Genomic DNA, 24502 nt, shown 5'->3' on the forward strand with positions numbered 1-24502 from the left:
AGTGACCGTGAAGCCGCACCCCAAAGTCACCGCGCAGCGCCGCGCCAACCCCGGCTCGAGCCGATGCTGGACCTCGAATGGTCGCAGGCGATCGAGCTGCCGCGGTTCGCGCAGCCCGCGATGAAACCCGGCGACCTGCGCCAGGCGTGGGTGCACCGCGCGGCCGAAGACCTCGTGCTCGCCCTCTACCGCAGGGCCAGCGGCATGCAGGGCCCGCTGCCCGCGCCGTGGTGGCTGCGCGCCGTCGCAAGCGGCCGGCTCGAGTCCCGTGAGCTGGGGTTCCGCATCGAAGACCGCATCCAGCAGCTGCTTTCCCGCCGCTCCGGCTGGGAGTTCGTGCCCTGGGCCGCCGACGGCGAATCGGGCTACTGGGAGTTCATGCCGTCCGAGCGCGGGAAGTCCGGGCACTCCGTCCCGACGACCGTGCTGAACACCGATCGCCACCCCGGCTGGATCGACGTGCTGCCGGCCCACACGGGCACGACGCCGCACCCGATCGCTGTGTCCGGGCTCGCCGGACTGCGCTCCCGGCTCGGGGAGTTCGAAGCCGTCCGCTGACCCGCCCGGCCGTGCCGACGGATACTGATCCGACCACAGTCACGGCCGAATGGCTTCGTTGCAACGGTTACGTGCCGCGTGGGGGTCGGCCTACTTTTGGCCGGATCAGTATCGTGTCCGGGTGGAGAACGAGGACCAGCCCCGGCTGCGCAGCGTGGTCAGCTTTGTCAACCGCGGCGGCCGGATGACCGTCGGCCAGCAGCGTGCCTGGAACGAACACTGGCCGCGGCTGGGCCGCACGGTCGCCGACCTGCCGGCCGGACCGGTCGACTTCGCCGAGTGGTTCGGCCGAGAGGCGCCGGTGATGCTGGAGATCGGCTCCGGCATGGGCGAGACGACGTCGCAGCTGGCGGCCGCTGCGCCCGAGCTCAACTACGTGGCCGCCGAGGTCTACGACCCGGGCCTGGGCCAGCTGATGCTGCGCGCGGAGAAGCTCGGCGTCGAGAACCTGCGGCTGATGCACGGCGACGCGGTGGTGCTGCTGACCGAGCACGTCGAGCCCGGCGCGCTCGCCGGCGTGCGGCTGTACTTCCCGGACCCGTGGCCGAAGAAGCGCCACCACAAGCGCCGGATCGTGCAGCCGGATTTCGTGGCTCTCGTCGCGTCGCGCCTCGCGCAGGGCGGCACGTTCCACCTCGCCACCGACTGGGAGCACTACGCCGAGCAGATGCTGGAAGTGTGTTCAGCCGAGCCCGCATTGCGCAACCGCTACGCGGACGAACCGGGTGGCTGGGCGCCGAGGCCCGAATGGCGGCCGCGGACGAAGTTCGAACAGCGCGCCGACGTCGAAGGCCGCGTGTCACACGACCTCATTTTCGAGAAACGCTGACGAATTGTCTTAAGAAAGATGGTGAAAAAGGGCCGCTGCCGGGTTCCCATCCCCGGCAGCGGCCCTTTTTCTCCCCTTTTTCACCCCCGGCGTCCGCCCAACCCCGCGAAGGGCGGACCGCCCGCTACTCGTCGGCCAGCGGCTCCGCCTGCACGCGCCGCAGGGCGGGCGTGCAGATCGAGGCTCCGAGCAGCGCCACCCCGACGCCGAGCACGACCGGAGCGAAGATCCACGGGCTGAACACGACGGAGCCTTCGTCGGCGGTGCTGAACAGCCCGATCCCGACGAGGATGCCGACCACGCCGGCGCCGATCGTCGCGACCAGCGCGGGCAGCGCCGTCTCCATCCGCAGCGCCCTCGACAGCACCTTCACCGGTGTCCCGGCCGCCATCAGGGCCCCGAACGTCCGGCGCCGGTCCATGATCGAGCCGGCCGTGGCGACGGCCGCGCTGCAGCCGGCGAGGATGCCGGCGGCCACCAGGCCGATCACGGTCACCCGGCGCAGGTCCGACAGCTGCGTCTGCTGGTCGTAGAGGTACTGGTCGCGGCTGCCGACCTCCGCGCCCGTCGCGGCCGAGGCCAGTGCGGTGCGGACGATCTCGCGGTCGGCGTCCGTCGTCGGGGCGATCACCGTGGCCGCGCCGAGCTTCACACCCGCCGGCAGCGCCGACGGGTCGAGCAGGTAGGAACTGCTCACGTCGTCGCCCATCTTGAACGTCCCGACCGGCACGGAGCCGAGCGGCTGCCCCGGGTCAGTGGGCTCCGGGTCGCCGACCACGTGGTACTCGGCGGCGTTCAGCTCGTACGGCGCGTACAGCCCGACGCCGGGCTTGCAGTCGGCCGCGGTAATCCCGAGCCGCGTCAGCCGGGCCGCGTCGGCGCACGACATCACGAGTGCCCGCTGGTACGACCGCTGTTCGCCCGTGCCCTGCACCAGATAGACCTGGCCCACGGCGATCGCGCGTTCCTGCTGGCCGTAGCGGGCCAGCGCGGAGTTGGCGTGGTCCACGACGGCCGCGGCCTTGTCCGGGCTGCTGTCGGCGTAGAGCACCGAGTCGGCGTACGTCCGCCCGCCACCGGCGAGCGACTCGAACGACGGCAGCAGCGTGAGCGCCATCGAGCCGGTGAACACCGCGAGCACGATGCCCGCCGTGGCGCGGTAGGCGCCCTTCGGGTCGTCGCGCAGCCGGCGTCCGGCCAGCAGCGCCGACGGCCCCCGCCACCCCCGCACGAAGGTGCCGCCGACCGCCGAGGTCACCCACGGACCGACCACGATCGCCGACGCGACCAGCAAGAACAGGCCGACCAGCACCATGGTGGGCCCGCCGTCACCGGTGCTGGACACCGCGTAGAGGAAGAACAGGCCCGCCACCGGCAGGACGAGCAGCCGCCACCAGCGCAGCGGCTTCACGCTGTGGCCGCCGGTCGCGAAGAGCGGGTTGCGCAGCACGCGCCGCAGGCCGAGCACGCCGGCCAGCACCACCAGCGCCGGGATGGCGATCACGATGAAGACCGCGAGCGCGGTCGGCAGCGTGAAGTCCGTGGCCAGCCAGGTGCCGCCACCCCATGGGACGAACGTCGCCAGACCGTGCAAAGCGGGACTGAGAGCCAGGCCGAGCAGGGCCCCGACGCCCGCGGACAGGATCGTTTCCCCGGCAACCATGGACGTGACCTGCCCCGGCGTGGCACCCGCCAGGCGGATCGCGGCGAGCCGGCGTTCGCGCCGGGCCGCGGTGAGCCGCGCCGACGACGCGACGAGCACCAGGCTCGGCACCAGCAGCACGATGATGCCGACCCACGCCAGCAGCGTCAGGAGCGGATCCGCCTTCGCCTGCTGGTCAGGGAACGCGCTCACCGGCTGCGCGACGGCCTCCGTCGCGCGTTCGGCCTCCGTCGCGCTGAGCTCCTGCTCGCTGTGGCCGACGAGCGCCACGAGCTGTTCCGGGTACTTCAGCGCCTGGTCGCCGAGCGCGGCGACGGGCTTGCCGAACCGGTCGCCGAGCTGGTTGGCCGGCGTGTTGTTCAGCAGGCGGCCCAACGCGGGCGACACGAGCGTCTCACCCGGCCCGGGCAGCTTCGAAATCCCCGCCGGCAGCTTCAGCCCGGCCGTGTTGCCGGTGACCGCGACGTCGACGCGGGTGATCTCCTGGCCGTGGAAGTAGTCCTTGGCCCCGCTGACGAGCATGACCGGCGTGCCACTGGTGTCGAAGTTGTAGTACGACTGCCAGATGCCGCGCTGTTCGCGGACCTGCGTCGCGAAGGGCAGTGACGCGAGCAGCAGCACGAGCCCGGTCGCGACCGCGACGCCGACCGCGGTGAGGATCGCCGAGGTGCGGGTCCGCCGGTCGACACGGAGCACGCGCAGGGCGAGCTGGAGCGAGTTCATACCGCCAACCTCTTTTGCTCAGACGCTGCCGCGATCAAGCCGTCGCGGATGGCCACGGTCTTGGGCATCGACTCGGCGAGCTCGCGGTCGTGGGTCACGACGATCACGGCGGCGCCGGACTCCTGCGCGGCACCGAGCAGCGCCTGCATAGTCTCGCGGCCGGTGCGCGTGTCGAGGGCGCCGGTGGGCTCGTCGGCGAAGATCACCTTCGGCCGGTGCGTGAGCGCCCGGGCGATGGCCACGCGCTGCGCCTCACCGCCGGACAGCTCACCCGGGCGGCGCGTTTCCTTGCCGGCGAGGCCGAGGCGCGCCAGCCACTCGCGGCCCGCGGCGACCGACTCGCGCCGGGCCTTGCCCGCGAGCAGCGACGGCAGCGCCACGTTCTCCTCGGCGGTCAGCTCGGACACGAGCATCCCGGACTGGAAGACGAACCCGAACTCCGTGCGCCGCAGCTCGCTGCGCTTCTTCTCGTTCAGGTTGTCGATGCGCCGGCCCATGAGGTGGATCTCGCCGCCGTCGGCGCGCAGGATGCCGGCCAGCACGTGCAGCAGCGACGTCTTGCCCGACCCGGATGGGCCCACGATGGCCACCGCGTCCCCGGGCTGGATGTCGATGTCGATACCGGCCAGCGCGTATTGCCCGCCGTACCGCTTCACCAGCCCCCGCCCCGACAGCACCGGGCCGGAAGTCCACTGTGGATTGCTCATCCGGGGGTCTCTCCCTCATTGGTCTGCGACTTCGTTGGGAACCACCTTCACGGATCGGGGCGGGTGTCCACTTCGGGCAGACGGCCAGTCCGACGATCACCGGCATCGGCCGATCGGCCGATGCGGCTCGAACCACCTGGCCAAGGTGCGCTCGGCCCGCGATCCTCTACCGTTCGGTTGTGTCCCAAGCTCCGCCGTCCTCGTCCTTTTCCGCACGCGTGACCGAGCTCGTGCGCCGCCTCGGCATGCCCGTGGTGGTGCTGCTCGCGGCGCTGCTGTTCGACCTCGTGTTCGTGACCGACGCGGCCCTGGACGACCACGGCCCCAAGTTCGTCGACTTCGCCTTGTTCCCCGGCATCTTCGCGATGGTGGGGTGCGCGATCTGGGCTCGCCGGCGCGCGGCGGTGGCGGCGATGGTCGCGGCCTTCGCGCTCGCGTTCTTCACGATCTTCCAGCGCTACCTGCACACGCCGGCGTATTCGAGCGTGCTCGCGAACCTCTCGATCACCGACGTGGTGGCGGGCACGGAGATGGTCTACTACCTCGCGCGCCGGGCCCGCCCCGGCGTCGCGTTCGCGGCGATCTCGTCGCTCGTGGTGGGCGCGCTGATCGCGGTGTTCGGGCGCTACAGCTACGGCGACGTCGCGTCCTCCTCGATCGTGTCCGCGATGCTGTTCGGCGCCACCCTGCTCACGGCGGCAGTCGTGATCGGGGTGGCGGGCCGCACGCAGTCGGACGGGCCCCGCGAAGTGCGCGAGCAGCGGCTGCGCAAGCTGCGCCGCGTCAACGCGCTGGCGATGGGGCAGTGGCCGCTGATCGTCGCGCTCGCGATCACGCTGCTGTTCGAGTTCGGCTTCACCTACGACGGCGGGGCGTCGGGCTTCCCGGTACTGTTCTGCTCTATCGGCGCCGCGGTGGTGGCGGTGCTTTCGCCCCGGCGGCCGGGCGACGCGATGCTCGGCGTGGCCGGGTTGATGCTGCTGTCCGCGCTGGTGATCCCCTTCCTGAAGCTGGGCTACGACTACCAGCTGGCAGGCGGGATCCCGCCGGCGCAGATGGTGGCCGGGATCGGCGTGGTGGTGAACCTGGTCCGCGCCGTGCCGCTGGTGAAGGCGTGGCCGCGCATCGCCGTGCTGTCGGCCGTGGTGGGCGTCGGGACCATCCTCAACACGCGCCGGTCGAGCTTCTCCCCGCTCACCGATCCGCAGGAGATCGGCTCGTTCGCGGTGGGCGCGGGCCTGGTGCTGGGCATCGCCATCGCGGTCGGCATGTTCCTGCGTTCACGCGATTCCGAGCGCACCCAGGTGATGAAGGCCGCGGTCACCGACGCCCAGACCACTGAGCGGATGGCACTCGCGCGCGAGCTGCACGACGTGGTGGCCCACCACGTCACCGGCATCGTGGTGCAGGCCCAGGCCGCGCGGATGATGGGCGAGAAGAACCCGCAGCTCGCGCTCGAAGCCATGGGCCGCATCGAGGACGCGGGCACGGAAGCGCTCGCGGCGATGCGCCGGCTCGTGCGCAGCATGCGCGGCGACGCGCCCGCCGGCGCGAGTGACCTGAGCGAGCAAGCCACCACCGATCTGGACGCCGACCTGCGCAAACTCGTCGACGGCGCCAACCACGGCATCAAGACCACGCTGATGCTGGACCTGCCGCCGAACCTGCCGCACGAGGTCGGGCGGTCGGCGCTGCGGCTGGTGCAGGAGTCGCTCACCAACGTCGGCAAGCACGCCGCCGACGCCACGGAAGCGCTGGTCCACGCCGAGGTCACCGGTCGCGAGCTGCACCTGTCGGTGCGCGACGACGGCCGGGAGAAGGCTCACCGACCGGCCGGTGGGTCGGGCGGCTACGGTCTGGTCGGCATGCGCGAGCGCGTCGCCCTGCTGCACGGCCGGATCACGGCCGGGCGCGGGCCCGACGGCGGCTGGCGCGTGGAAGCTTGGCTGCCACTCGAGGCGAACGGGGATGACGGGTGATCCGGGTACTGATCGCGGACGACCAGGAGATGGTGCGGATGGGCTTCCGCATGATCCTGGACGCGCAGGACGACATCGAGGTGGTGGCCGATGTCGCCGACGGCGTCTCGGCCGTCACCAAGGCGCGGGAGCTGCGCCCTGACGTCTGCCTGCTCGACATCCGCATGCCGGGCCTCGACGGCCTCGAGGTCACGCGGCAGCTTGCCGGCCCGGAGGTCACCGACCCGCTGAAGGTCGTGGTCGTGACCACGTTCGACCTCGACGAGTACGTGCACACCGCGCTGCGCAACGGCGCCAGCGGCTTCCTGCTCAAGGACGCCGGCCCGGCGCTGCTGATCGAGGCCATCCGCGCGGCCGAACGCGGCGACGCGCTCGTGTCGCCGCAGATCACCGTGCGGCTGCTCAAGCACTTCGACAGCGCCAACGGGCACAAGCGCGACGTGCCCCCGCCGTCCGAACCGCTCACCGCGCGTGAGCTCGACGTGGTGAAGGCCACCGCTCGCGGTCTGACGAACACGGAGATCGGCGCGGAGCTGTACTTGTCGCTGTCGACGGTGAAGACGCACCTGGCTTCGGTGCAGGGCAAGGTCGGAGCGCGCAACCGGGTGGAGATCGCCGCGTGGGCTTGGCGCAGCGGGGTTGTGGACTGAGTTTCTCGCGACGGAAAACGGGGGCCGGCTGGTGAGCCGGCCCCCGTTTTTCATGCTGGATCAGAAGAGCTGGCCACGCGCGGCGCCACCCGGGAAGGCGGCGTCGTGCAAGTTCGCGTAGTACGACAGCGGGTGCCGCGCGATGTCCTTCACCAGGGCCGAGTCGAGGCCGGTCGCGGTGCCGGACACGGCGAACACGCCCGCGGGCACGGTCGTGCCGATGAGGGGGACCACCACGGCGCCGTTCTTGCCGAAGTTGCCCTTGTGGATGTGGGCGAGCGTCGGCTGGAGACCGAACCACGCGAACGAGAACTGCACCTGCGTGCCGGTCGGGCGGACGAAGCCGACGGCGTTGGCCTTCGGGTCACCGGCCTTCGGCTCGCCCGGGGCGGCCTTGACCTCCTGGTTGCCGGACATGAACGCGTGCAGGCCACCGCCCTGCAGCAGCTTCAGCATGTCGACCGACGACCGCAGCGGGGTGAGCTGGCCGCGCACCGCGCCGCCGGGGAACTCCTTGGTGTGCAGGTTGAGGTAGAAGCCCGACGGGTTCTTGCGCAGACCGTCGGCCGTGGCCTGGTCGGTGATGGTGGCGGTGCCGGCCGCCGCGGTGACGGTGTCGGGCATCGCGGTGCCGAACAGCGGCACCTTCACGTCGCCGTTCACACCGGCTTTGCCTTCGTGGATGTGGCCCAGGGTGGGGGCGCTGATGCCCTTCCACGAGAACGCGTAGGTGACCTTGTTGCCCTGCACCTCGACGATGCCGGTGGCGCTGCCCTTCGGGTCGCCGACGGCGGGCTTGCCGGCGACCGGGACCTCGTTGGCGCCGGTCAGCTTGGCCTGCAGGAAGATCGGCTTCTGCTGGGAGCGCTGGATGGCCGTCGACAGGCTGGCCGGCGCCTTGGCCGGGGTCGAGGCACCCTGGCCGGACATGTCCATGCCCGGCATGTCCATGTTCATGCCGGGCATGTCGGGCGTGGTCGGGGTGCCGGGCATCGGGCTGGCGGTGGCGGTGACAGCGCCGAGCAGGCCGAGGCCGGCGGTCAGCGCGGCCAGTGCCGCGATTCGTGCTCGCATGGGGTTCGTCCTTTCACTTCGGATTCTCCAGCCGACACGGAATCCGGCGTTCGGTGGTTCAGGGGAAAATCCGGTTGAACCGTTTCGCCGCGCCCGCCGTGTCTCGTCCCGAATTCGACGTGAATCGGTGGAGGAGTTCTCATGCGTGTCTCGATCGTCCTGGCCGGTGCCGCCCTGCTCGGCACCCTCGCTGCCTGCGGAAGCACCGCGACCAGCGGATCTGCTTCCGCTCCCGAAGGTTCGTCACCGGCCTCACCGGCGTCGTCGGGTGAGGTGAAAATCGGCCAGTCCGGCCTCGGCCCCATTCTCACGGACTCCTCGGGAAGGACCCTTTATGCCTTCGCCGATGACATTTCGGGCACCAGCACGTGTGGCGACGATTGCCTCGCCACGTGGCCCGCGCTGACCGGCGACAAGGATTTCCACGCGGGCACGGGCGCGGATCAGAAATTGCTGACGGCGACCGAACGAACGCCGGGTGTCGAGCAGGCGAAGTACGGGAAGTGGCCGCTGTACTACTACGTCGGCGACCAGGGCCCCGGCGACGTCGACGGCCAGGGCGTGGACAACCTGTGGTTCGCCGTGGGCGCCGACGGCAAGCTGATCAAGAAGACACCCTGACCACAGCTGTCTGGGACGCCCGTACTATCTCCGCATGTCACACCGTTTCCACGCGCCCGTTGTCCTGCCCGCCGATCCCGCCTGCTCGCTGCTGCGCGACGCCGTCGTGGACGTCGACGACAGCGGCCGGATCACGTTCGTGGGCCCGGTCGCCGAGGCACCCGAGTTCACCGGCGAGGTGACGCGGCTCGGCGGGATCCTGTTGCCCGGCCTGGTGAACACCCACGCGCACAGCCCCATGACGCTGCTGCGCGGCATGGGTGGCGACCTGCCGCTGCTGCGGTGGCTGCGCGAGATCATCTGGCCGGCCGAGGCGAAGCTGCGGCCCGAGGACGTGCGGACCGGCATGCTGCTGGGTTCCGTCGAGATGCTGCGCCACGGCGTCACGACCAGCGCGGAGATGTACTTCGAGGGCGAGCAGCTCGTGGACGCGGTGCTCACCACCGGCGGGCGCGTGCTCGTGGCGCCGCCGGTGATCGAGCTGCCGGGCATGGACTGGCGCACGTCGCTGGCGGCCATCGACCGCTGGATCGACACCGACGGCCTGCGCTTCGGCCCCGGCGACCGGGTCGAGCTGGGCTACGGCCCGCACTCCGCGTACATGCTCAACCCGGAGGGGTTGCGCGCCACCGCGGAATCGGCGGCCGCGCGCGGCGCGTTGGTGCAGATCCACGTGGCGGAGGCCGCGAACGAGGACCTCGCCCAGCGCAAGGAGTACGGCTCGGTGCCGGCGCTGCTCGACTCGCTCGGTGTGTTCGCCGGCCGCACCCTCGCCGCGCACTCCATCCACCTGTCCGACGAGGACATCGCGCTCTTCGCCGCCCGCGGCGTCGGCATGGCCCACTGCCCGGGCTCGAACGCGAAGCTCGCGTCCGGCATCGCCCGTATCAAGGACCTGCGCGCGGCCGGCGTCGCCATCGGCCTCGGCACCGACGGCCCCGCGTCCAACGACGACATCGACCTGTGGGAAGAGCTCCAGCTCACGGCCATGCTCGCCCGCCTCGCCAACGACGACTCCACGGTCCTGACCGCCGCCGACGTCTTCGTCATGGCCACCCGCGGCGGCGCCGACGCGTTGGGCCGCACCGACATCGGCGCCCTGGAGCCGGGCCGCTGGGCCGACCTCGTCCACGTCGACCTCGACGACCCGGCCTTCGCCGCCGGCCTGGACGTGCCCGACGAGCAGCTGCTGTCCAACCTCGTGTGGGCCGCGGGTTCCCGCCGTGTGCGCGACGTGTGGGTCGCCGGCGAGCAGGTCGTCGCCGGCGCGGAGCCGACGCGCGTGGACCGCGCGAAGATCCAGGCGTCCGTCGCCGACACCGCGGCCCGGCTGCGCGCCTGACCTGTCAGCGCCCCTCAGTGCCGCTCAACGGGGGCGGAGGATCACTTCCGTCAGGTGTGCTTCCGGGCTCGCGCTCACCGCGGTGAGCACCGCCGTCGCCACGGAGTCCGGGCGGAGGAAGCGCGCCGGGTCGTACTCGCCGCCCTCGTGGGCGATGACGGCGCGCTGCATGTCGGTGTCGGTGCGGCCCGGGTAGACGGTGGTGACGCGCAGGTCCGGTTCTTCTTCGCGCAGCGCGTCGGCGAAGGCGCGGGCGGCGAACTTGCTCGCGGCGTAGGGGCCCCAGCCCGCGCGGGACGTCCGGCCCGAGCCGGAGTTGATCACGACGACGTGGCCGCGCGCGGCGCGCAGGGCGGGCAGCAGCAGGCGTGTCAGCTCGGCGACGGCGACGACGTTGACCTCGTAGTTCACGCGCCAGTCTTCGGCGGTGGCTTCGGCGATGGTGTTCAGCCGGGCGGCGCCGGCGGAGTGAACGAGGACGTCGAGGCGCTCGATCTGCGAAGCGGCGGCCGCCAGTGAAGCCGCGTCGGTGAGGTCGATGCGCCACGGCTCGGCGCCCGGCAGCTCGGCGGCCACCTTCTCGAGCGCGGCCTCGTCGCGGCCGCCGAGGAGCACGCGGTGCGTCGGGGCGAGCTGGTGGGCGACGGCGGCGCCGATGCCACGCGAGGCACCGGTGACCAGGGCGAGCGGAAGATCGGTCATGCGATCCACCGTAAGCGTCAGCAGGACGCCGCGACGCGGGGGTCGCGGTCGAACCGGATGCCCGTGCGGGTGAAAGATCCCGACAGATTGTCGACAAATCGACCAAAGGTCAACGGGCTCCGCGTCGAGATGAGCACGTCCTGCTCGCCCTGGCAGCGCAGCGCCTGCCGGGCGGCCTCGATCTCGGCCGGGGTGAAGACGTGCATCCGGCCGTCGGTCGCGACGTCGCCGTGGCCGGCGTCGGCGATCTCCCACGCGGCCGTGAGCCACTTCGAGTGCCCAGGCCGCCCGCCGGCGATCGACGTGGAGTGCGAGCCGAGGTCGCTGGCGAGGCCGTAGCCGTCGTGGACGCGCACGTCGAGCGACACCAGGTTGCTGATCGCGCCCATGCTGTCGGCCGCGAGCGTGACGTACGGCCGGTCCGTCGGGAACGTGTACCAGCGCTTTTCCCCGTAGCTGTACACGAGCACCGCCGGCGCGCGCGTCGCGTCGGTGACCTCGACGGCCGTGCGCATCACCGGCTCGCCCAGGAAGTCCGACGCCAGCACCGGGTGCTCGTGCCCGGTGACCCACGACCAGTACGCGCGCTCGTCGGTGACGCCGACAGCGGCGTGGTCGTTCGCGTACGGCACGCGCAGCCACCCGGCCGCGGCCACCGACCAGACGGCGACGCCCGCCAGCAGCGCGAACGTCTTGCGCGTCAGCGGCAGCGCCATCACCGGCAGGAGCAGCGCGAACAACGCGGGCAGCAGCATCCGGCCGTGCATGAAGTCGCCGCCGACGCGCACCACGTACGCGGCCAGCAGCACCGCGCCCGCCACCGGCGCGAGCGTGAGGATCCGCGACTTCCGGCTCAGGAACGCCGCGACCGCCAGCGCCGGGATCGGCAGCCAGAGGTAGTACGGGTCGACGAGGTCGAGCAGGTAGTCGAACCCGCGTGACCAGTTGCTCGTGCCCGCTTCCTTGGCCAGCGCGGTGTTCGGCACGAGCAGGCCGTAGTAGCCCATGCGGAAAACCTGGTAGGCCACCGGCAACGCGATTCCGACGCCGAGCCAGCCGAGGCCGGTCCGCAGGCTCGGCCGCCGCAGCAAGACCAGCGCGGCGAACGCGACGATGCTGAACAACGCCAGGTCAGGCCGCACCAGCACCCCGAGGCCGATCACGAAGGCCGTGGCCTTGGGCGCCTTGCCGCGCACGAGCAGCCACCACGTCAGGCCGATCCACAGCATCGCCAGCCCGGTTTCGAGGCCGGACGTCGCGAAGTCCCGGAACGGCGGCAGCGCACAGACGATCAGCGCCCCCGCCGGAACGACCGGGCTGTCGTAGAGGCGGCGGGCACCGTCCATCGCGAAGAACAGCCCGCCGACGGCGCAGACCAGGCCGGTGCCGACCGACAGCCACTCCAGCGCCGGGCCCGGGATCGTGCCGAGCGCGGCCAGCAGCCAGGTCCACAACGGGCTGGTGCTGGCCTCGACCCGCTCGCCGACGTTGAACACGGGCCCGTGACCGGCGAGGATCTGCCGGACCGTGCGCAGGACGAGCAACCCGTCGTCCGACATCCAGCGGCGGCGCCACGAGAGGTACGCGCAGAGCGCCAGCGTCGCGAAGGTCAGCCAGGTGGTGGGGGACTTGAGCCACGTCGTGGGTGCCGCCACGGATTTCGTCGTGACGGTGGTGGCTGTGGTCATGGCCCCTCTCCCCGGTGGTCTTTTCCCAGTCTCGCATCCGGGGGAACGGGTGACTCGCGGCGCTGGTAGCGGCGATGCCGTGATTGTTTCAGTGCGTGGGTGCCGGACTCGCCGAAGGGGCCGGGGTTTCCGTAGGTGCCGGGGTTTCCGAAGGCGGTGGCGGAGTCGTGCTCGACGTCGGGGCCGGTGCCGGAGGCGGCGGGGGCGGCGGTGCCAGCCCGAGGTCCGCGTTGAGGTTCTCGTGCGTCGTCCCGCCGAGGGTGAACGCCGCCGTGCAGCCCGTGGCCGGGTCGACGTCGGAGTCGCGCGCCGCGTCGCCGGCGGCTTGCCGTGTCACGGTGAGCCCGTCCGGCAGGTGCGAGACGTCGAAGCAGACCTGGTAGGTCCCGTCCTTGCGCTTGTCGAACAGGTACGAGCCGTCGGCCGCGGTTTTCGTGGTGGCGAGGGTGCCGCCGGCGCCGTCCTTGAGCGTCACGGGAATGTCGGCGACGCCGGGCTCGCCGTCGTCCTGCAGGCCGTTGCGGTCGGTGTCGCGCCACACGCGGTCGCCGATCTTGTCGATCAGCGGCAGCGGCGTCACGGTGATCGTCGCCGTGGCCGACTGGTCGGTCAGCGTGCCGCTCGGCGAGGTGACGCCGGTGATCCGCACCTTGTTCACGTGGCCGGTGTCGTTCTCCGCCAGGTTCGGGTGGTCGCAGGGCACGGCGTTCGACGCGCCGGGCGCCAGGCTGAACGCGGGCGGCAGCGACGAGCACCACGAGTCCTTCAGCAGCACGCCGGTCAGCGGCTGCGAGCCCGAGTTCGTGACGGTCGTGCGGTAGTGCGCGGTTTCGCCGGCGGGGATCGTGGCCGACGGGCCCCACTCGCCGGTCGCGGGGTTCTGCACCTCCAGCTTCACCGTGTACGCGGCGAGCTGCAGGTCCACGCAGTCCCACATCACCCAGTTGCGGTTGGTGGTCGCGAAGAACACCACCGACGTGGTCTTGTCCGGCGCCGTCTGCGAGGGGAAGTCCTGGCGCGAGAGCTTGCCGTCGGACTGCACGTCGTGCGTGACGTTTTGCGATTTCTCCAGCAGCGTGCGCCCAGCGGAATCGGTGAAACGCAGTCCGGTCGACTGGGCGTTGGCGCGGTCGGCCAGCGCGGAGCCGACGGAACCCGTCGCCGCCGAGAGCGTGTAGATGCCGCCCGGCGTCGCCGGCAGGGTCTGGGTGGCGGAGCTGGCACGGCCGTCGGGCGTCTGGATCTGCGCGTTGAGCTTGCCGTCGGACGCGTGCGCGGAGTTCGTGACGAGCCTCGGCACCTTGTCCGGCGGCGTGCTGCGCGGCACGGGCGCGGCAGGCGTGAACACATAGCCCGCCGGTGCTCCGCCGGGCGCGTTCGCCTGCTCCACGCTCGGGTTGGGGGCCACTCCGCCGCACGCCGAGGTGTCGGCCGCCGGCGCGGAACCCGGGAGGACGACGACGAGCGCGCCGGCCAGCACCAGGGTGCAGGCCGACGCGCCCGCCGAACGTCCGATCGCGACTTTTCCTGCCCGCCTCACCCACCGAAGCTATTACTCCGCACGGGTTCGGCGCAGTGGAAGCCACTCCAAAGAGTTACCGCACGCCGATGCGGCCGGCGAGCCCGAACCGGCCCTTCCGCCACACCGAGACGATGGCCGGCCGCGGCTGCGAGGTGCCGCCGTCGGGCCAGTGCGACGACGGGTTCGCCGAGCTCGCCGCGTTCTCACCGGGGTGCTGCACGGCCACGAGCACCAGGTGGTCGGTGACGACCGGCCCGCACGTCTCCGCACCGACCGGTACGGACAGGAACTGCTTCACGTGCCCGCGTTCGGGACCCGACACGGGCACGGAGAACAGGCCGTCGTTGGCGCCGAGCGTGTTGCCGTCGGTGGAGATCCACAGGTTGCCGTGGGGGTCGAACGCGACGTTGTCCGGGCACGAGATCGGGCTGACCTGGCTCTTCGGAAAGCCGCCGAAGTAGGTGTCGGCCGTGGCCGGATCGCCGCAGACCAGCAGGAGCCGCCAGGCGAACCGCGTCGACGCCGAGTCGCCGCGCGCTTCTTCCCACTCGAGCACGTGGCCGTTTTTGTTGCCGACCCGCGGATTCGCCTCGTCGACGCCCGCCTTGCCGGCCGCTCCGCGGTCGGTGTTGTTGGTCAGCGCCGCGTAGATCCGGCCGTTCACGGGGTTGGGCTCGATGTCCTCGGGCCGGTCCATCTTCGTGGCGCCCGCCTTGTCGGCGGCCTGGCGCGTGAAGACGTACACCTCTTCGGCGGTAAATCCGTCCACAAACGACTTGTTGCCGCTCGCCAGCGGGATCCACTCGCCGGCGCCGTCGAACTCGCCGTCTTCCGGGAGCTTTCCGGTGCCGTCGATCTCCGCGGCCGGGCTGTCGCCGGTGAACTTCGCGACGTAGAGCGTGCCGTCGTCCAGCAGTGCCGAGTTGTGGCGGCGGGCCAGGGCGGACGTGCCCTTCTTGCACTTGCCCTTCGACACGAACTTGTAGATGTACTCGAAGCGCTCGTCGTCACCGGAGTACACGGCGACGCGGCCGTCGGCGGTGATCTTCACGTTGGCGGCCTCGTGCTTGAACCGCCCGAGTGCGGTGTGCTTGACCGGCGCGGCGTGCGGGTCGTTCGGGTCGATCTCCACGACCCAGCCGAAGCGGTTGGGCTCGTTGGGTTCGCGTGGTACGTCCCAGCGCTTGTCGAAGCGTTCCCACTTGCGCGTGCTCTCGCCGGTGCCGATCACGTACCGCTTGAGCCGCGCGGCCTGCGTCGGGTCGGTCACCTTGTCGGCGTTGGCGAAGTACTGGTGGAAGTTCTCCTCGCCGGAAAGCACGGTGCCCCAAGGCGTGACGCCGCCGGAGCAGTTGTTCTGCGTGCCGCGCACGCGTCTGCCCGACGGGTCGGCCGACGTCTTGAGGTACTTCGAGCCGGCCGCCGGGCCGCGGACCTCGAAGATCGTGTCGAGCGTGATGCGGCGGTTCAGCGGGCTGGGCACGGTGCGCAGCCCGCCGCCGATCGGGTCGCGCAGCGTCTGGACCACGGACAGGCCGTGGGCCGCCCACGCGATCTTCACCTGCTCCTCGGTCGGGTTGGCCGGGTCGTACTGGTCGGCCGGGAACAGGTGCACCTCGGTGGTGTACTCGTGGTTGACCACGAGCAAGTTGCGCAGCCCCAGGGAATCCTGCGGGATCAGGCCGACGAAGTCGTTGTTGTAGCCGAACTGCTTGGCCTGCGCGGCCGCGGTCTTCGCGTGGAAGTCGAACTTCGGCGCACCCGGTGCCACGGCGTCTCCCCAGCGGATGACCACGTGCTGGTCGTAGCCCTCGGGGATGCTCACGCGGTCGAGCTTGTTGGGCGCCACGGCGTCGAAATCGGTGCCCGGCACCGGACGCGGGTGACCGCCACCGTGCCCGCTGTGGCCGCCGGGGTGTCCGCCGTGGTGGGCCGGCGAAGCCGCGGCCGCCGTGCCCGACAGCGCGGCGAACCCGCCGGCCGCGGCGGCCATCACGGCACCGGCCTTGAACACGCCACGCCGCGAAACGCCCTTCGCGACGTCACCGAAGTACTCATTGTCCGTGGGGTTCGGCGCTTCGTGCGCGCACGCGTTGCCACAGCGGTATTCGCAGGTCAGGGGAGAACGCCCGCCGGGGTGAGTGGCGAACAGGGGCAGCAGCCGCCCGCGTTCCGTGGACACAGGGCCTCCAGGTCGCTTCAGTAAGGGAACAAAGCGACCATATTCGGCCAAATCGGATCTTCAGGTGAACAATAGATGTATTCGACGGGGGTTCAGAGTTCCTCTTCGCCCACCAACGCGGCTTCCTTGGGCACCTCGTGCGGGTCGGTTTTCTTCTCCCGCAACGACAGCAGCACCGCGGCGATGACACACAGCGCGGCCGCGATCACGAACGGCCCCTGCTCCCAGCCCAGCCAGTCGGCGACGTGCCCCACGAGCGTGGCCGCGACGGCGCCGCCGAGCCACCGGCAGAAGTTGTAGCCCGCGCTGGCGACCGGGCGGGGCGCGTTGCTGATCGACATCGCGGTGCCCGTGAACAGCGTGTTCAGCAGCCCCGAAACCAAACCCGAGAGCACGATGCCGATCACCACGACCGTCTTGTTCGGCACGGCCAGCACCAGCATCAGCACGGTGTAGCCGACCACGGCGAGCGCGGCCGCATGCCGTTCACCGAACCGAGCGGCGAGCTTCGGTGCCAACGCGACGCCGGCCACCGCCACGCACAGGCCCCAGCCGCAGAAGATCAGCCCGACGGCGATCGCGCTCCAGCCGAGAACGAACGGCGACCAGGCCAGCACCGCGAAGAACGCCGCCGTGTACAGCGCCGACGCGACCGAAGTCCGCAGCAGACCCGGGTGCTTCAACGCGCGGATCGGGTCGAGCAGCTTGATCGGCTCGCGCTTCTCATGCGAATCGCTCTTCAGGAACACCGAGCACAGCACGAGCGCGCCGGCCATCAGCACCGCGGTGCCCAGGAACGGGCCTCGCCACGAGATCGTGCCGAGCAGCGCGCCCAGCAGCGGGCCGACGGACAGCCCGACGCCCAGCGCTGCCTCGTACAGCAGGATCGCGCCGGACTGCCCGCCCGTGGCGGCGCCGACGATCACCGACAGCGCGGTGGCGATGAAGAACGCGTTGCCGAGGCCCCACACCGCGCGCAGGCCCACGAGTTGCTCGATCGAACCGGCCGCGGCGCACAGCGCGGTCGCGGCGACGATCAACGTCAGCCCGACCAGCACGGTGCGCTTCGCGCCGAAGCGCGCGGACATCGAACCAGTGAACAGCATCGCGATCACCTGCACGCCGAGGTACGACGTGAACAGCAGCGTGACCTGCGACGGTGACGCGTTCAGGCCCTTGGCGATCGACAACAGGATCGGGTCGACCAGGCCGATGCCCATGAACGCGATGACCGCGGCGAACGCCGTGATCCACACCTGCTTGGGCTGACCCTTGATCGCGTCCAGCAGGCTCGAGTGGTGCTCAGCGTTCATCGCTGATCAGTTCCTCCTCCGGGTTTTCGGGTGACTCCTTCTTGGGTTGATCAGCCTTCGGTGCATCACTGTGGAAATCACTGATCAACTTCGTGAGGGCGGGCAACGCGGCGTCGATCGCGGCGCGCTCGGCGTCGTCGAGCACCATCAGCCGCTCGCGCAGCTGCGCCTCCCGCGCCGCGAGCAGCTCGGCGTAGAAGCGCTCGCCCGCCTCGGTGGCTTCCACGAGCACGGCCCGGCCGTCGTCGGGATCGGGGCGGCGGCTCACCATGCCGAGGCGCTCCAGCCGGCCGACGACGTCGGTCATCGAAGGCATCCGCACGCCTTCGAGCTGCGCGAGCCGGCTCATCCGGCTCGGGCCGCCGCCCACGAGCTCGGCCAGCACGGACCCCTGCGTGAGCGTCAGCAGCTGCGGGGTTTCGCGGCGCACCAGGTAGTACAGCCGGAACACGACCGGCCGGAGCCGGTGCGCGAGGTCGACGATCGGGGAAGTCACTTAGCCAGGCTAACAAATTTAGTTAGGCTAGCGAAGTAATTCGCCTCACAGACTAGGCTGCAGGCATGGACGCGGTGATCTTCGACCTCGACGGCGTGCTGGTGGACTCGGAAAAAACGTGGGACGAGGTGCGCCGCGCCGTGGTCGCGGAGCACGGCGGTACCTGGTTACCCGAATCGACCAGAGAACAGCAAGGGATGAGCACCCCCGAGTGGGCTGCCTACCTGGTCGGCACGCTCGGCGCGCGGCTGACGCCCGACGAGATCGCGCGGGCGGTGATCGACCGGATGGCGCAGCGCTACGCCTCGGGACCGCCCGTGATCGACGGCGCGCCCGACGTGGTCCGCGCCGTCGCCCGCCGCTACCCGGTGGCGATCGCGAGCTCGTCGCCGCCGGTGCTGATCCAGGCGTTCCTGCAGGCGTGCGACCTCACGTCGCTGGTGCCCGTCGCGGTGTCGAGCGAGGAGGTCGGCGCCGGCAAACCCGCGCCCGACGTCTACCTGCGCGCGGCGAAGCTGCTGAACGTGCCGGCCGCGCAGTGCGCCGCCGTGGAGGACTCGACCAACGGGCTGAAAGCCGCGCTGGCGGCGAAGATGGCCGTGTACGCGGTGCCGAACCCGCACTTCCCGCCGGACCCGGCCGTGCTGGAGCAAACCACCGCCGTAGTTCGCGACATCAACGAACTCCCGGCGGCGCTGGACCTCTAGACACCGAGAAGGGCTCCCCGGAACACCGAGGAGCCCTTCTGCCGGCGAGAAAAGCGCGTCAGCGCTCCAGCTCGCCGCGGATGAACTTGTCGACCGCGTCGCGCGCGGTGGAGTCGTCGTACTGCTCCGGCGGCGACTTCATGAAGTAGGACGACGCCGACAGGATCGGCCCGCCGATGCCGCGGTCCTTCGCGATCTTCGCGGCGCGCACGGCGTCGATGATGATGCCGGCCGAGTTGGGGGAGTCCCACACCTCGAGCTTGTACTCCAGGTTCAGCGGCACGTCGCCGAACGCACGGCCCTCGAGGCGCACGTAGGCCCACTTGCGGTCGTCGAGCCACTGCACGTAGTCCGACGGTCCGATGTGGACGTTGCCCTTGCCGAGCTCGCGGTCGACCTGCGACGTCACCGACTGGGTCTTCGAGATCTTCTTCGACTCGAGGCGCTCGAGCTCCTTCATGTTCAGGAAGTCCATGTTCCCGCCCACGTTGAGCTGCATCGTGCGGTCGAGCTGCACGCCGCGGTCTTCGAAGAGCTTCGCCAGCACACGGTGCGTGATCGTGGCGCCGACCTGCGACTTGATGTCGTCACCGACGATCGGCACGCCGGCGTCTTCGAACTTCTTGGCCCACACCGGGTCCGACGCGATGAACACGGGCAGCGCGTTCACGAACGCCACGTTGGCGTCGATCGCGGCCTGCGCGTAGAACTTGTCGGCCTCTTCGGAGCCCACGGGCAGGTAGGAGACGAGCACGTCGACCTTCGCGTCGCGCAGCGCGCCGACGATGTCGACGGGCGCCTCGTCCGACTCCGAGATGGTCTCGCGGTAGAACCGCCCGAGCCCGTCGTAGGTGTGCCCGCGCTGCACCGGCACGCCGAGCGGCGGCACGTCGGCGATCTTGATCGTGTTGTTCTCGCTCGAGAAGATCGCCTCGGACAGGTCGTGGCCGACCTTCTTGGCGTCGACGTCGAACGCGGCGACGAAGTCGATGTCGCTGACGTGGTACTCGCCGAACCGGACGTGCATCAAACCGGGCACGCGCGTGCCGGGATCCGCGTCGCGGTAGTACTGCACACCCTGGACCAGCGAGGAGGCGCAGTTGCCGACGCCCACGATGGCCACCCGAACGCGGCGGTTCTCGCCCATGCCGGTTTCTCCTTCAATCCGTTACTTCATCTGCAGGTCTGGCCGCGACGTTGCGGCCCGAGCGGCGCGCCCTCACTCCTGCGGGCCACGCTGCTCGGCTTGTTCGTGCGCGATCAGCTCGTTGAGCCAGCGCACCTCCCGCTCGCTCGACTCGAGTCCCAGCCGGTGCAGCTCGCGGGTGTAGCGGTCGATCCTCTCCTCGGCCCTGGACAGCGCCTCGCGCAAACCCTCGCGACGCTCTTCCACGCGACGCCGCCGGCCCTCCAGGATCCGCATCCTGACGTCGGCCGGTGTCCGCGAGAAGAACGCCAGGTGGACGCCGAACCCCTCGTCGTCCCAGGTCTGCGGACCCGCGTCACCGAGCAGCTCGGCGAACCGCTCCTTGCCCTCGGCGGTGAGCTTGTAGACGCGGCGGCCGCGCCGGGACCAGGCCCGGTCGTCCGCCTCGTCGAGCTCCTCGACGAGGAATCCCGCCCGCAGCAACCGACGCAAGGTCGGGTACAGCGAGCCGTACGAGAACGCCCGGAACATCCCGAGCGTCTCGTGCAAACGCTTGCGCAGCACGTACCCGTGCATGGGGGCCTCGTGCAGCAACCCGAGGATCGCGAGTTCGAGCACACCGCACCCCCTTACGGGAACAAACCGCAGCGGCCGCCGTTGCCCCAGTGGCTGGTGGGACCTACTGGGGCGACCGCCTCCGTCAACCTACTCGGCAACTATATCGCGCCGATACATCGAAGTGGCGGAAGTAACCCCAGGAAGTGGCCAGACCAGGGCGAACGTCACCAGAGAGTTATCGAATTTCCGGCGTGTCCGAATAGTCGCCCTGGGTGGCCTCCCGCAGGGGGCACTGCACACACAGGAAGAGCCCGTACTCTGTTCCTCGTGCTTACCCAGCGGCAGGTCGTGGACTACGCCTTGCAGCGCCGTGCGCTGCTGGCCGGCGTCCGCTCCGGACGCGTCGGCGACCATGAGGTGTGCGACGCGACCCCGTACCTGCTCCGTGCGGCGAAGTTCCACGGCAGGCCGGACGACCGCGCCTGTCCGATGTGCCGCCGGGCGCCGTTGACCCTCGTGTCGTGGGTCTACGGCGACGAGCTGAAGCACGTCTCGGGATCGGCGCGGACACCCGACGAACTGGCCCGCATGGCGGGGCTGTTCGGCGAGTTCACCGTCTACGACGTAGAGGTGTGCCGGACGTGCCACTGGAACCACCTGGTCCTGTCCTACGTCCTCGGCACGGGCGAGCCCCAGCCCACCCGGCCGCGGAGGACAGCCGGCCAGTGACGAGTACCGAAACCGCTGCAGAGCACAGGGCGGCGCGCACCGGTTCTTCCCGAACGCCGGCGCCGGCAGTCTCGCCCTCGGAGGCCCATTCGTGAACGACGATCGCAACCGCTCCTGGCCCGGCCAGGAGCCAGATGCACCTCGCCGTGCCCAATGGCCGGAGGAAGAACCGGGTCCCGCCTGGCCGGGCGAGGACGCCCCCCGCCGCCCGCAGCGGCAGGCCCCGCCGCGACGCGGCCCCAACGGGGGCGCGCAGCGGCAGCCGCGTGGTGCCACGCCCGAGTGGCCGAGCGGAGACGAGCCGCGTGGTGCAGACCGCCGTGGTCCAGACCCGCGCGTTGCGGATCCACGCGGTTCAGGTCCTCGCGGTCCGCGTGGTTCAGACCCACGTGGTTCGGATCCACGCGGTTCAGATCATCAGTGGCCCGCGGACGAACCCCCTCGCCGTCCCCAGCGGCCGCCGCAGCGTCCCCAGCAGTCCCAGCGCGTGCCGAACGCCAACGGCCAGGGCGGCATGCCGCCGCGCCGGCAGGCTCCACCGCCGCCACCGGGGCCGAACGGTCCCGCCGCGAGCCCGCCGCAGGGTTTCCGCCAGCCGGGCCCGCCCGGACCCGGTGGTCCAGGCCGCAACCCGTCCGGCCCCGTCCGCCGTCCGCCGCAGGGCCGGCCGGAGCCGCCGCCCCCCGCGTACCCCGACCGCGAGCCGGACCTGATCACCCACGCCGCGCACAACGGCACGGAGTTCGGCTACGACCCGTACGACGACCGTTACGACGATCGGTACGACAGCTCCGAACACCCCCAGTACTCGGACGAGGACGACTTCGAGGACGAAGGCCCGGAGCTCGACGAGAACGGCAAGCCGATCAAGCCGCCGCTCACGCCGAAGCAGCGCAAGAAGCGCCGCTGGAAGATCATCCGGCGAGTCGCGTACGCGTGTGTGGGTCTGTTCGTCGTGGTGCCGGCCGTCGCTTTCGTGATCACGTACTTCCTGGTGAAGGTTCCTTCCCCGCAGGACGTGAAAGCGTTGCAGAGCCAGCCCATCACGTTCTACTACGCCAACAACCAGGTGATGGGCCGCAGCGTCCCGCCTGGCGGCGACCGCGAGCTGCTACAGCCGAACCAGATCCCCGACGTCGTGAAGCACGCCGTGTACTCGGCCGAGGACAAGACGTTCGAGACCAACTCGGGCTTCGACGTCAAGGGCATCCTCGGCGCGGTGTACAACCAGGTCACCGGTGGTACCGGTGGTGGTTCGACCATCTCGCAGCAGTACATCAAGAAGGCCACGGAGAACGAAGCCCCGACGCTGACCCGTAAGTGGACCGAGCTCGCGAAGTCGTTCAAGCTCAACAACGAAGAGTCCAAATCGGACATCATCACGGGCTACCTGAACATCGTCTACTTCGGGCGCGGGGCCAACGGCATCGCAGCGGCCGCGAAGGCCTACTACGGCAAGGACGTGAGCCAGCTGTCCCCGTCGGAGTCGGCGCTGCTCGCCGGCCTGATCCAGCTGCCGAGCAAGTCGGAAGACCCGGCGTACACCCAGAAACGCTGGACCTACGTGATGGACCAGATGGTGGCCAACGGCTGGCTCTCGCAGGCCGACCGCGCCGCCGCGACGTTCCCGAAGCTCATCCCCAAGAACGCTCAGGCCAAGGAGAACGCGGGCACGCTGGACTACTTCATCCAGCAGCGCATCCTCGACGAGCTCGAGGCCAAAGGCTACGACCAGGACAAGCTCTACGGCAGCGGCGCGAAGATCTACACCACGATCGACCCCGCGGCGCAGCAAGCGGCGGTACAAGCCGTGCAGGACAACATGAAGGGGCAAACCGACGACAAGCTCTTGGGGGCACTCGTCGCTGTCGACCCGAGAACCGGCGGGGTCATCGCGTATTACGGTGGCCCGAACGTCGTGAAGGACGATGCCGGCAAGGACACACTCGGGCAGGACCGCGCGAACCAGGCAAGAAACCCCGGCTCGTCGATGAAGGCTTACGACCTCACCGCGTTTCTCAAGATGGGCAAGGGCCTCGGCGAGACCTTCGACGGTTCGAACAATCGGATGCTCGGTGGCCGCATCGTTCGCAACGCGGGTGAGAGCGCCAGCTGCGGCAAGGAGTGCACGGTCAAGAAGGCCATGGAGGTCTCCGCCAACACCGTGTTCTACGACATGGTGTTGAACGTGACCAAACCCGCGCCCGTCGCCGAAGCCGCGAAGGAAGCCGGGGTGCAGCCGGCGCCGGAGGGCAAGGCCAAGCTCGGCATCAACGACGCCAACATCGCGCTTGGCGGTGGTGAGACCGTAGTGACGCCGGAGGACATGGCAGCCGGGTATGCGACCTTCGCATCGGGCGGCATCTACCGCGAGCAGCACTTCGTGTCGAAGCTCACCAACTCGCAGGACGAGGTCGAGTTCGACGACACGACGCTGCAGGGCAAGCCGGCCTTCGACCCCGACGAGCAGAAGACCCAGCAGATCGCGGGCAACGTCACCGACGCACTCGAGCCGGTCATCAAGGAGTCTCACCTGAAGTGCCCGACCGGCCACGAGTGCGCGGGCAAGACCGGTACGCAGCAGTACACGCCATACGCCAAAGACCCGAAGTCATGGGCTGACCGCAACGCCCAGACCTGGATGGTCGGCTACACGCCGTCGGTGTCGGCGGCTGTCTGGGTTGGCGGCGACGGCAACTGGCCGCTACACGACGACAACAACAAGCCGATCTTCGGTGCCACGATCGCGGGCCCGGCGTGGCAGGAGTTCATGGACACCTACCTCAAGAGCAAGCCCGCCGAGAAGTTCCCGAAGGTCGACCCGATCGGCAAGGACGCGGACACGGTGACTCCCACGAGCCGCACCAGCAGCTCGGTGACCACCACGTCCAGCCCCACCACCACGCAGTCGACCCCGACCACGACGTCGAGCACCACGTCGTCGAGCGAGACGACCACGTCGGAGCCCACCACGACCAGTCGCCCCGGCGGCATCTTCGGCGGGGGCACCGGCAACGGCGGTGGTCCCGGGCGCAACGGCGGTGGCGGCGACGGCGGAGGCGGGGTCGAGGTGACCCCACCACCGAGACAGCCAGGCGGGTAGCACGTACCGAAGGGCTCCTCTCCGGTCAGGAGGGGAGCCCTTCGTCGTGTGCCGGACCCGCAACCCCGGCTCGAAGTGACCCAGCCGACATCGCTGAGCCGCCACCCTGGGCGTAGTTTTGTCCGGTTCACACCGCGCCGGGGCCGTTACCCAGAGATACGTCCCGCCGGTCGAGTGAACCGACCCCACCCGCGGTGCGTCCCCTTGTG

General features: G+C 70.3%; 20 protein-coding genes. 9 read left to right on the top strand and 11 right to left on the bottom strand.

The genetic code is table 11. From position 1 onward, the window contains the following. Positions 1–63 precede the first annotated feature (63 nt). Both AB0H62_RS12640 and trmB read left to right on the top strand, forming a co-directional pair. Complete coding sequence (locus AB0H62_RS12640) at positions 64–558, top strand: hypothetical protein (protein ID WP_220245320.1); 495 nt, start codon at positions 64–66, stop codon at positions 556–558. A gap of 121 nt (positions 559–679) precedes the next feature. Beyond that, entirely contained in the window at positions 680–1387 is a 708-nt protein-coding gene (gene trmB / locus AB0H62_RS12645) for a tRNA (guanosine(46)-N7)-methyltransferase TrmB (RefSeq protein WP_255638557.1), read from the top strand. Between the two features lie 124 nt (positions 1388–1511). Here trmB and AB0H62_RS12650 read toward each other — a convergent pair whose 3' ends face one another. Both AB0H62_RS12650 and AB0H62_RS12655 read right to left on the bottom strand, forming a co-directional pair. Further along, the gene (locus AB0H62_RS12650) at positions 1512–3773 is read right to left on the bottom strand and encodes an ABC transporter permease (protein ID WP_220245321.1); all 2262 of its coding nucleotides are present in this window, start codon (positions 3771–3773) and stop codon (positions 1512–1514) included. Beyond that, positions 3770–4480, bottom strand: a complete 711-nt coding sequence (locus AB0H62_RS12655; RefSeq protein ID WP_220245322.1) for an ABC transporter ATP-binding protein — start codon at positions 4478–4480, stop codon at positions 3770–3772. The genes AB0H62_RS12650 and AB0H62_RS12655 overlap by 4 nt, the downstream gene beginning before the upstream one ends. Positions 4481–4659: 179 nt before the next feature. On the opposite strand from AB0H62_RS12655, the gene AB0H62_RS12660 reads away from it, so the two are divergent. Both AB0H62_RS12660 and AB0H62_RS12665 read left to right on the top strand, forming a co-directional pair. Then, positions 4660–6459, top strand: coding sequence for a histidine kinase (locus tag AB0H62_RS12660; RefSeq protein WP_360585911.1), 1800 nt, complete (start codon positions 4660–4662; stop codon positions 6457–6459). Then, complete coding sequence (locus AB0H62_RS12665) at positions 6456–7109, top strand: response regulator transcription factor (protein WP_220245324.1); 654 nt, start codon at positions 6456–6458, stop codon at positions 7107–7109. The genes AB0H62_RS12660 and AB0H62_RS12665 overlap by 4 nt, the downstream gene beginning before the upstream one ends. 60 nt (positions 7110–7169) lie before the next feature. Here AB0H62_RS12665 and AB0H62_RS12670 read toward each other — a convergent pair whose 3' ends face one another. Further along, on the bottom strand, positions 7170–8183 hold the full coding sequence (locus tag AB0H62_RS12670; protein ID WP_220245325.1) for a CHRD domain-containing protein: 1014 nt from the start codon (positions 8181–8183) through the stop codon (positions 7170–7172). Positions 8184–8324: 141 nt separating this feature from the next. On the opposite strand from AB0H62_RS12670, the gene AB0H62_RS12675 reads away from it, so the two are divergent. Together AB0H62_RS12675 and AB0H62_RS12680 are read left to right on the top strand one after the other, a co-directional pair. Next, the gene (locus tag AB0H62_RS12675) at positions 8325–8804 is read left to right on the top strand and encodes a hypothetical protein (RefSeq protein ID WP_220245326.1); all 480 of its coding nucleotides are present in this window, start codon (positions 8325–8327) and stop codon (positions 8802–8804) included. 34 nt (positions 8805–8838) lie between these two features. Continuing rightward, complete coding sequence (locus AB0H62_RS12680; protein WP_360585914.1) at positions 8839–10146, top strand: amidohydrolase; 1308 nt, start codon at positions 8839–8841, stop codon at positions 10144–10146. A gap of 24 nt (positions 10147–10170) precedes the next feature. Here AB0H62_RS12680 and AB0H62_RS12685 read toward each other — a convergent pair whose 3' ends face one another. The 6 genes from AB0H62_RS12685 to AB0H62_RS12710 form a co-directional block, all read right to left on the bottom strand. Next, positions 10171–10848, bottom strand: coding sequence for an SDR family oxidoreductase (locus AB0H62_RS12685; RefSeq protein ID WP_220245328.1), 678 nt, complete (start codon positions 10846–10848; stop codon positions 10171–10173). A gap of 17 nt (positions 10849–10865) precedes the next feature. Next, entirely contained in the window at positions 10866–12536 is a 1671-nt protein-coding gene (locus AB0H62_RS12690) for a hypothetical protein (RefSeq protein WP_360585916.1), read from the bottom strand. A gap of 88 nt (positions 12537–12624) precedes the next feature. Further along, the gene (locus AB0H62_RS12695) at positions 12625–14076 is read right to left on the bottom strand and encodes an SdrD B-like domain-containing protein (RefSeq protein ID WP_360585918.1); all 1452 of its coding nucleotides are present in this window, start codon (positions 14074–14076) and stop codon (positions 12625–12627) included. 55 nt (positions 14077–14131) lie between these two features. Continuing rightward, positions 14132–16240, bottom strand: a complete 2109-nt coding sequence (locus AB0H62_RS12700) for a PhoX family phosphatase (RefSeq protein WP_360585920.1) — start codon at positions 16238–16240, stop codon at positions 14132–14134. Positions 16241–16332: 92 nt separating this feature from the next. Beyond that, entirely contained in the window at positions 16333–17553 is a 1221-nt protein-coding gene (locus AB0H62_RS12705; RefSeq protein ID WP_220245332.1) for an MFS transporter, read from the bottom strand. Then, a complete protein-coding gene (locus AB0H62_RS12710) occupies positions 17543–18049 on the bottom strand; it encodes a MarR family transcriptional regulator (protein ID WP_220245333.1) in 507 nt (168 codons plus the stop codon). Before AB0H62_RS12710 ends, AB0H62_RS12705 begins: the two co-directional genes overlap by 11 nt. Positions 18050–18114: 65 nt before the next feature. On the opposite strand from AB0H62_RS12710, the gene AB0H62_RS12715 reads away from it, so the two are divergent. Beyond that, a complete protein-coding gene (locus AB0H62_RS12715; RefSeq protein ID WP_220245334.1) occupies positions 18115–18756 on the top strand; it encodes an HAD family phosphatase in 642 nt (213 codons plus the stop codon). A gap of 58 nt (positions 18757–18814) precedes the next feature. On the opposite strand, the gene AB0H62_RS12720 is transcribed toward AB0H62_RS12715, so the two are convergent. Then, a complete protein-coding gene (locus AB0H62_RS12720) occupies positions 18815–19903 on the bottom strand; it encodes an inositol-3-phosphate synthase (RefSeq protein WP_220245335.1) in 1089 nt (362 codons plus the stop codon). A 72-nt stretch (positions 19904–19975) separates the two neighbouring features. Beyond that, positions 19976–20521 (bottom strand): PadR family transcriptional regulator, encoded by a 546-nt coding sequence (locus AB0H62_RS12725; RefSeq protein ID WP_220245336.1) that lies wholly within the window; start codon positions 20519–20521, stop codon positions 19976–19978. Between the two features lie 267 nt (positions 20522–20788). Here AB0H62_RS12725 and AB0H62_RS12730 point away from each other — a divergent pair, with 267 nt between their 5' ends. Both AB0H62_RS12730 and AB0H62_RS12735 read left to right on the top strand, forming a co-directional pair. After that, positions 20789–21190 carry a DUF5318 domain-containing protein gene (locus AB0H62_RS12730; RefSeq protein WP_220245337.1) on the top strand — a complete coding sequence of 134 codons (402 nt, stop codon included), beginning with the start codon at positions 20789–20791 and terminating at the stop codon, positions 21188–21190. A gap of 487 nt (positions 21191–21677) precedes the next feature. After that, entirely contained in the window at positions 21678–24293 is a 2616-nt protein-coding gene (locus tag AB0H62_RS12735; protein ID WP_360585926.1) for a transglycosylase domain-containing protein, read from the top strand. The last annotated feature ends 209 nt before the right edge of the window (positions 24294–24502 follow it).

This window comes from Amycolatopsis sp. NPDC050768 (assembly GCF_040654155.1).
GTDB lineage: Bacteria > Actinomycetota > Actinomycetes > Mycobacteriales > Pseudonocardiaceae > Amycolatopsis.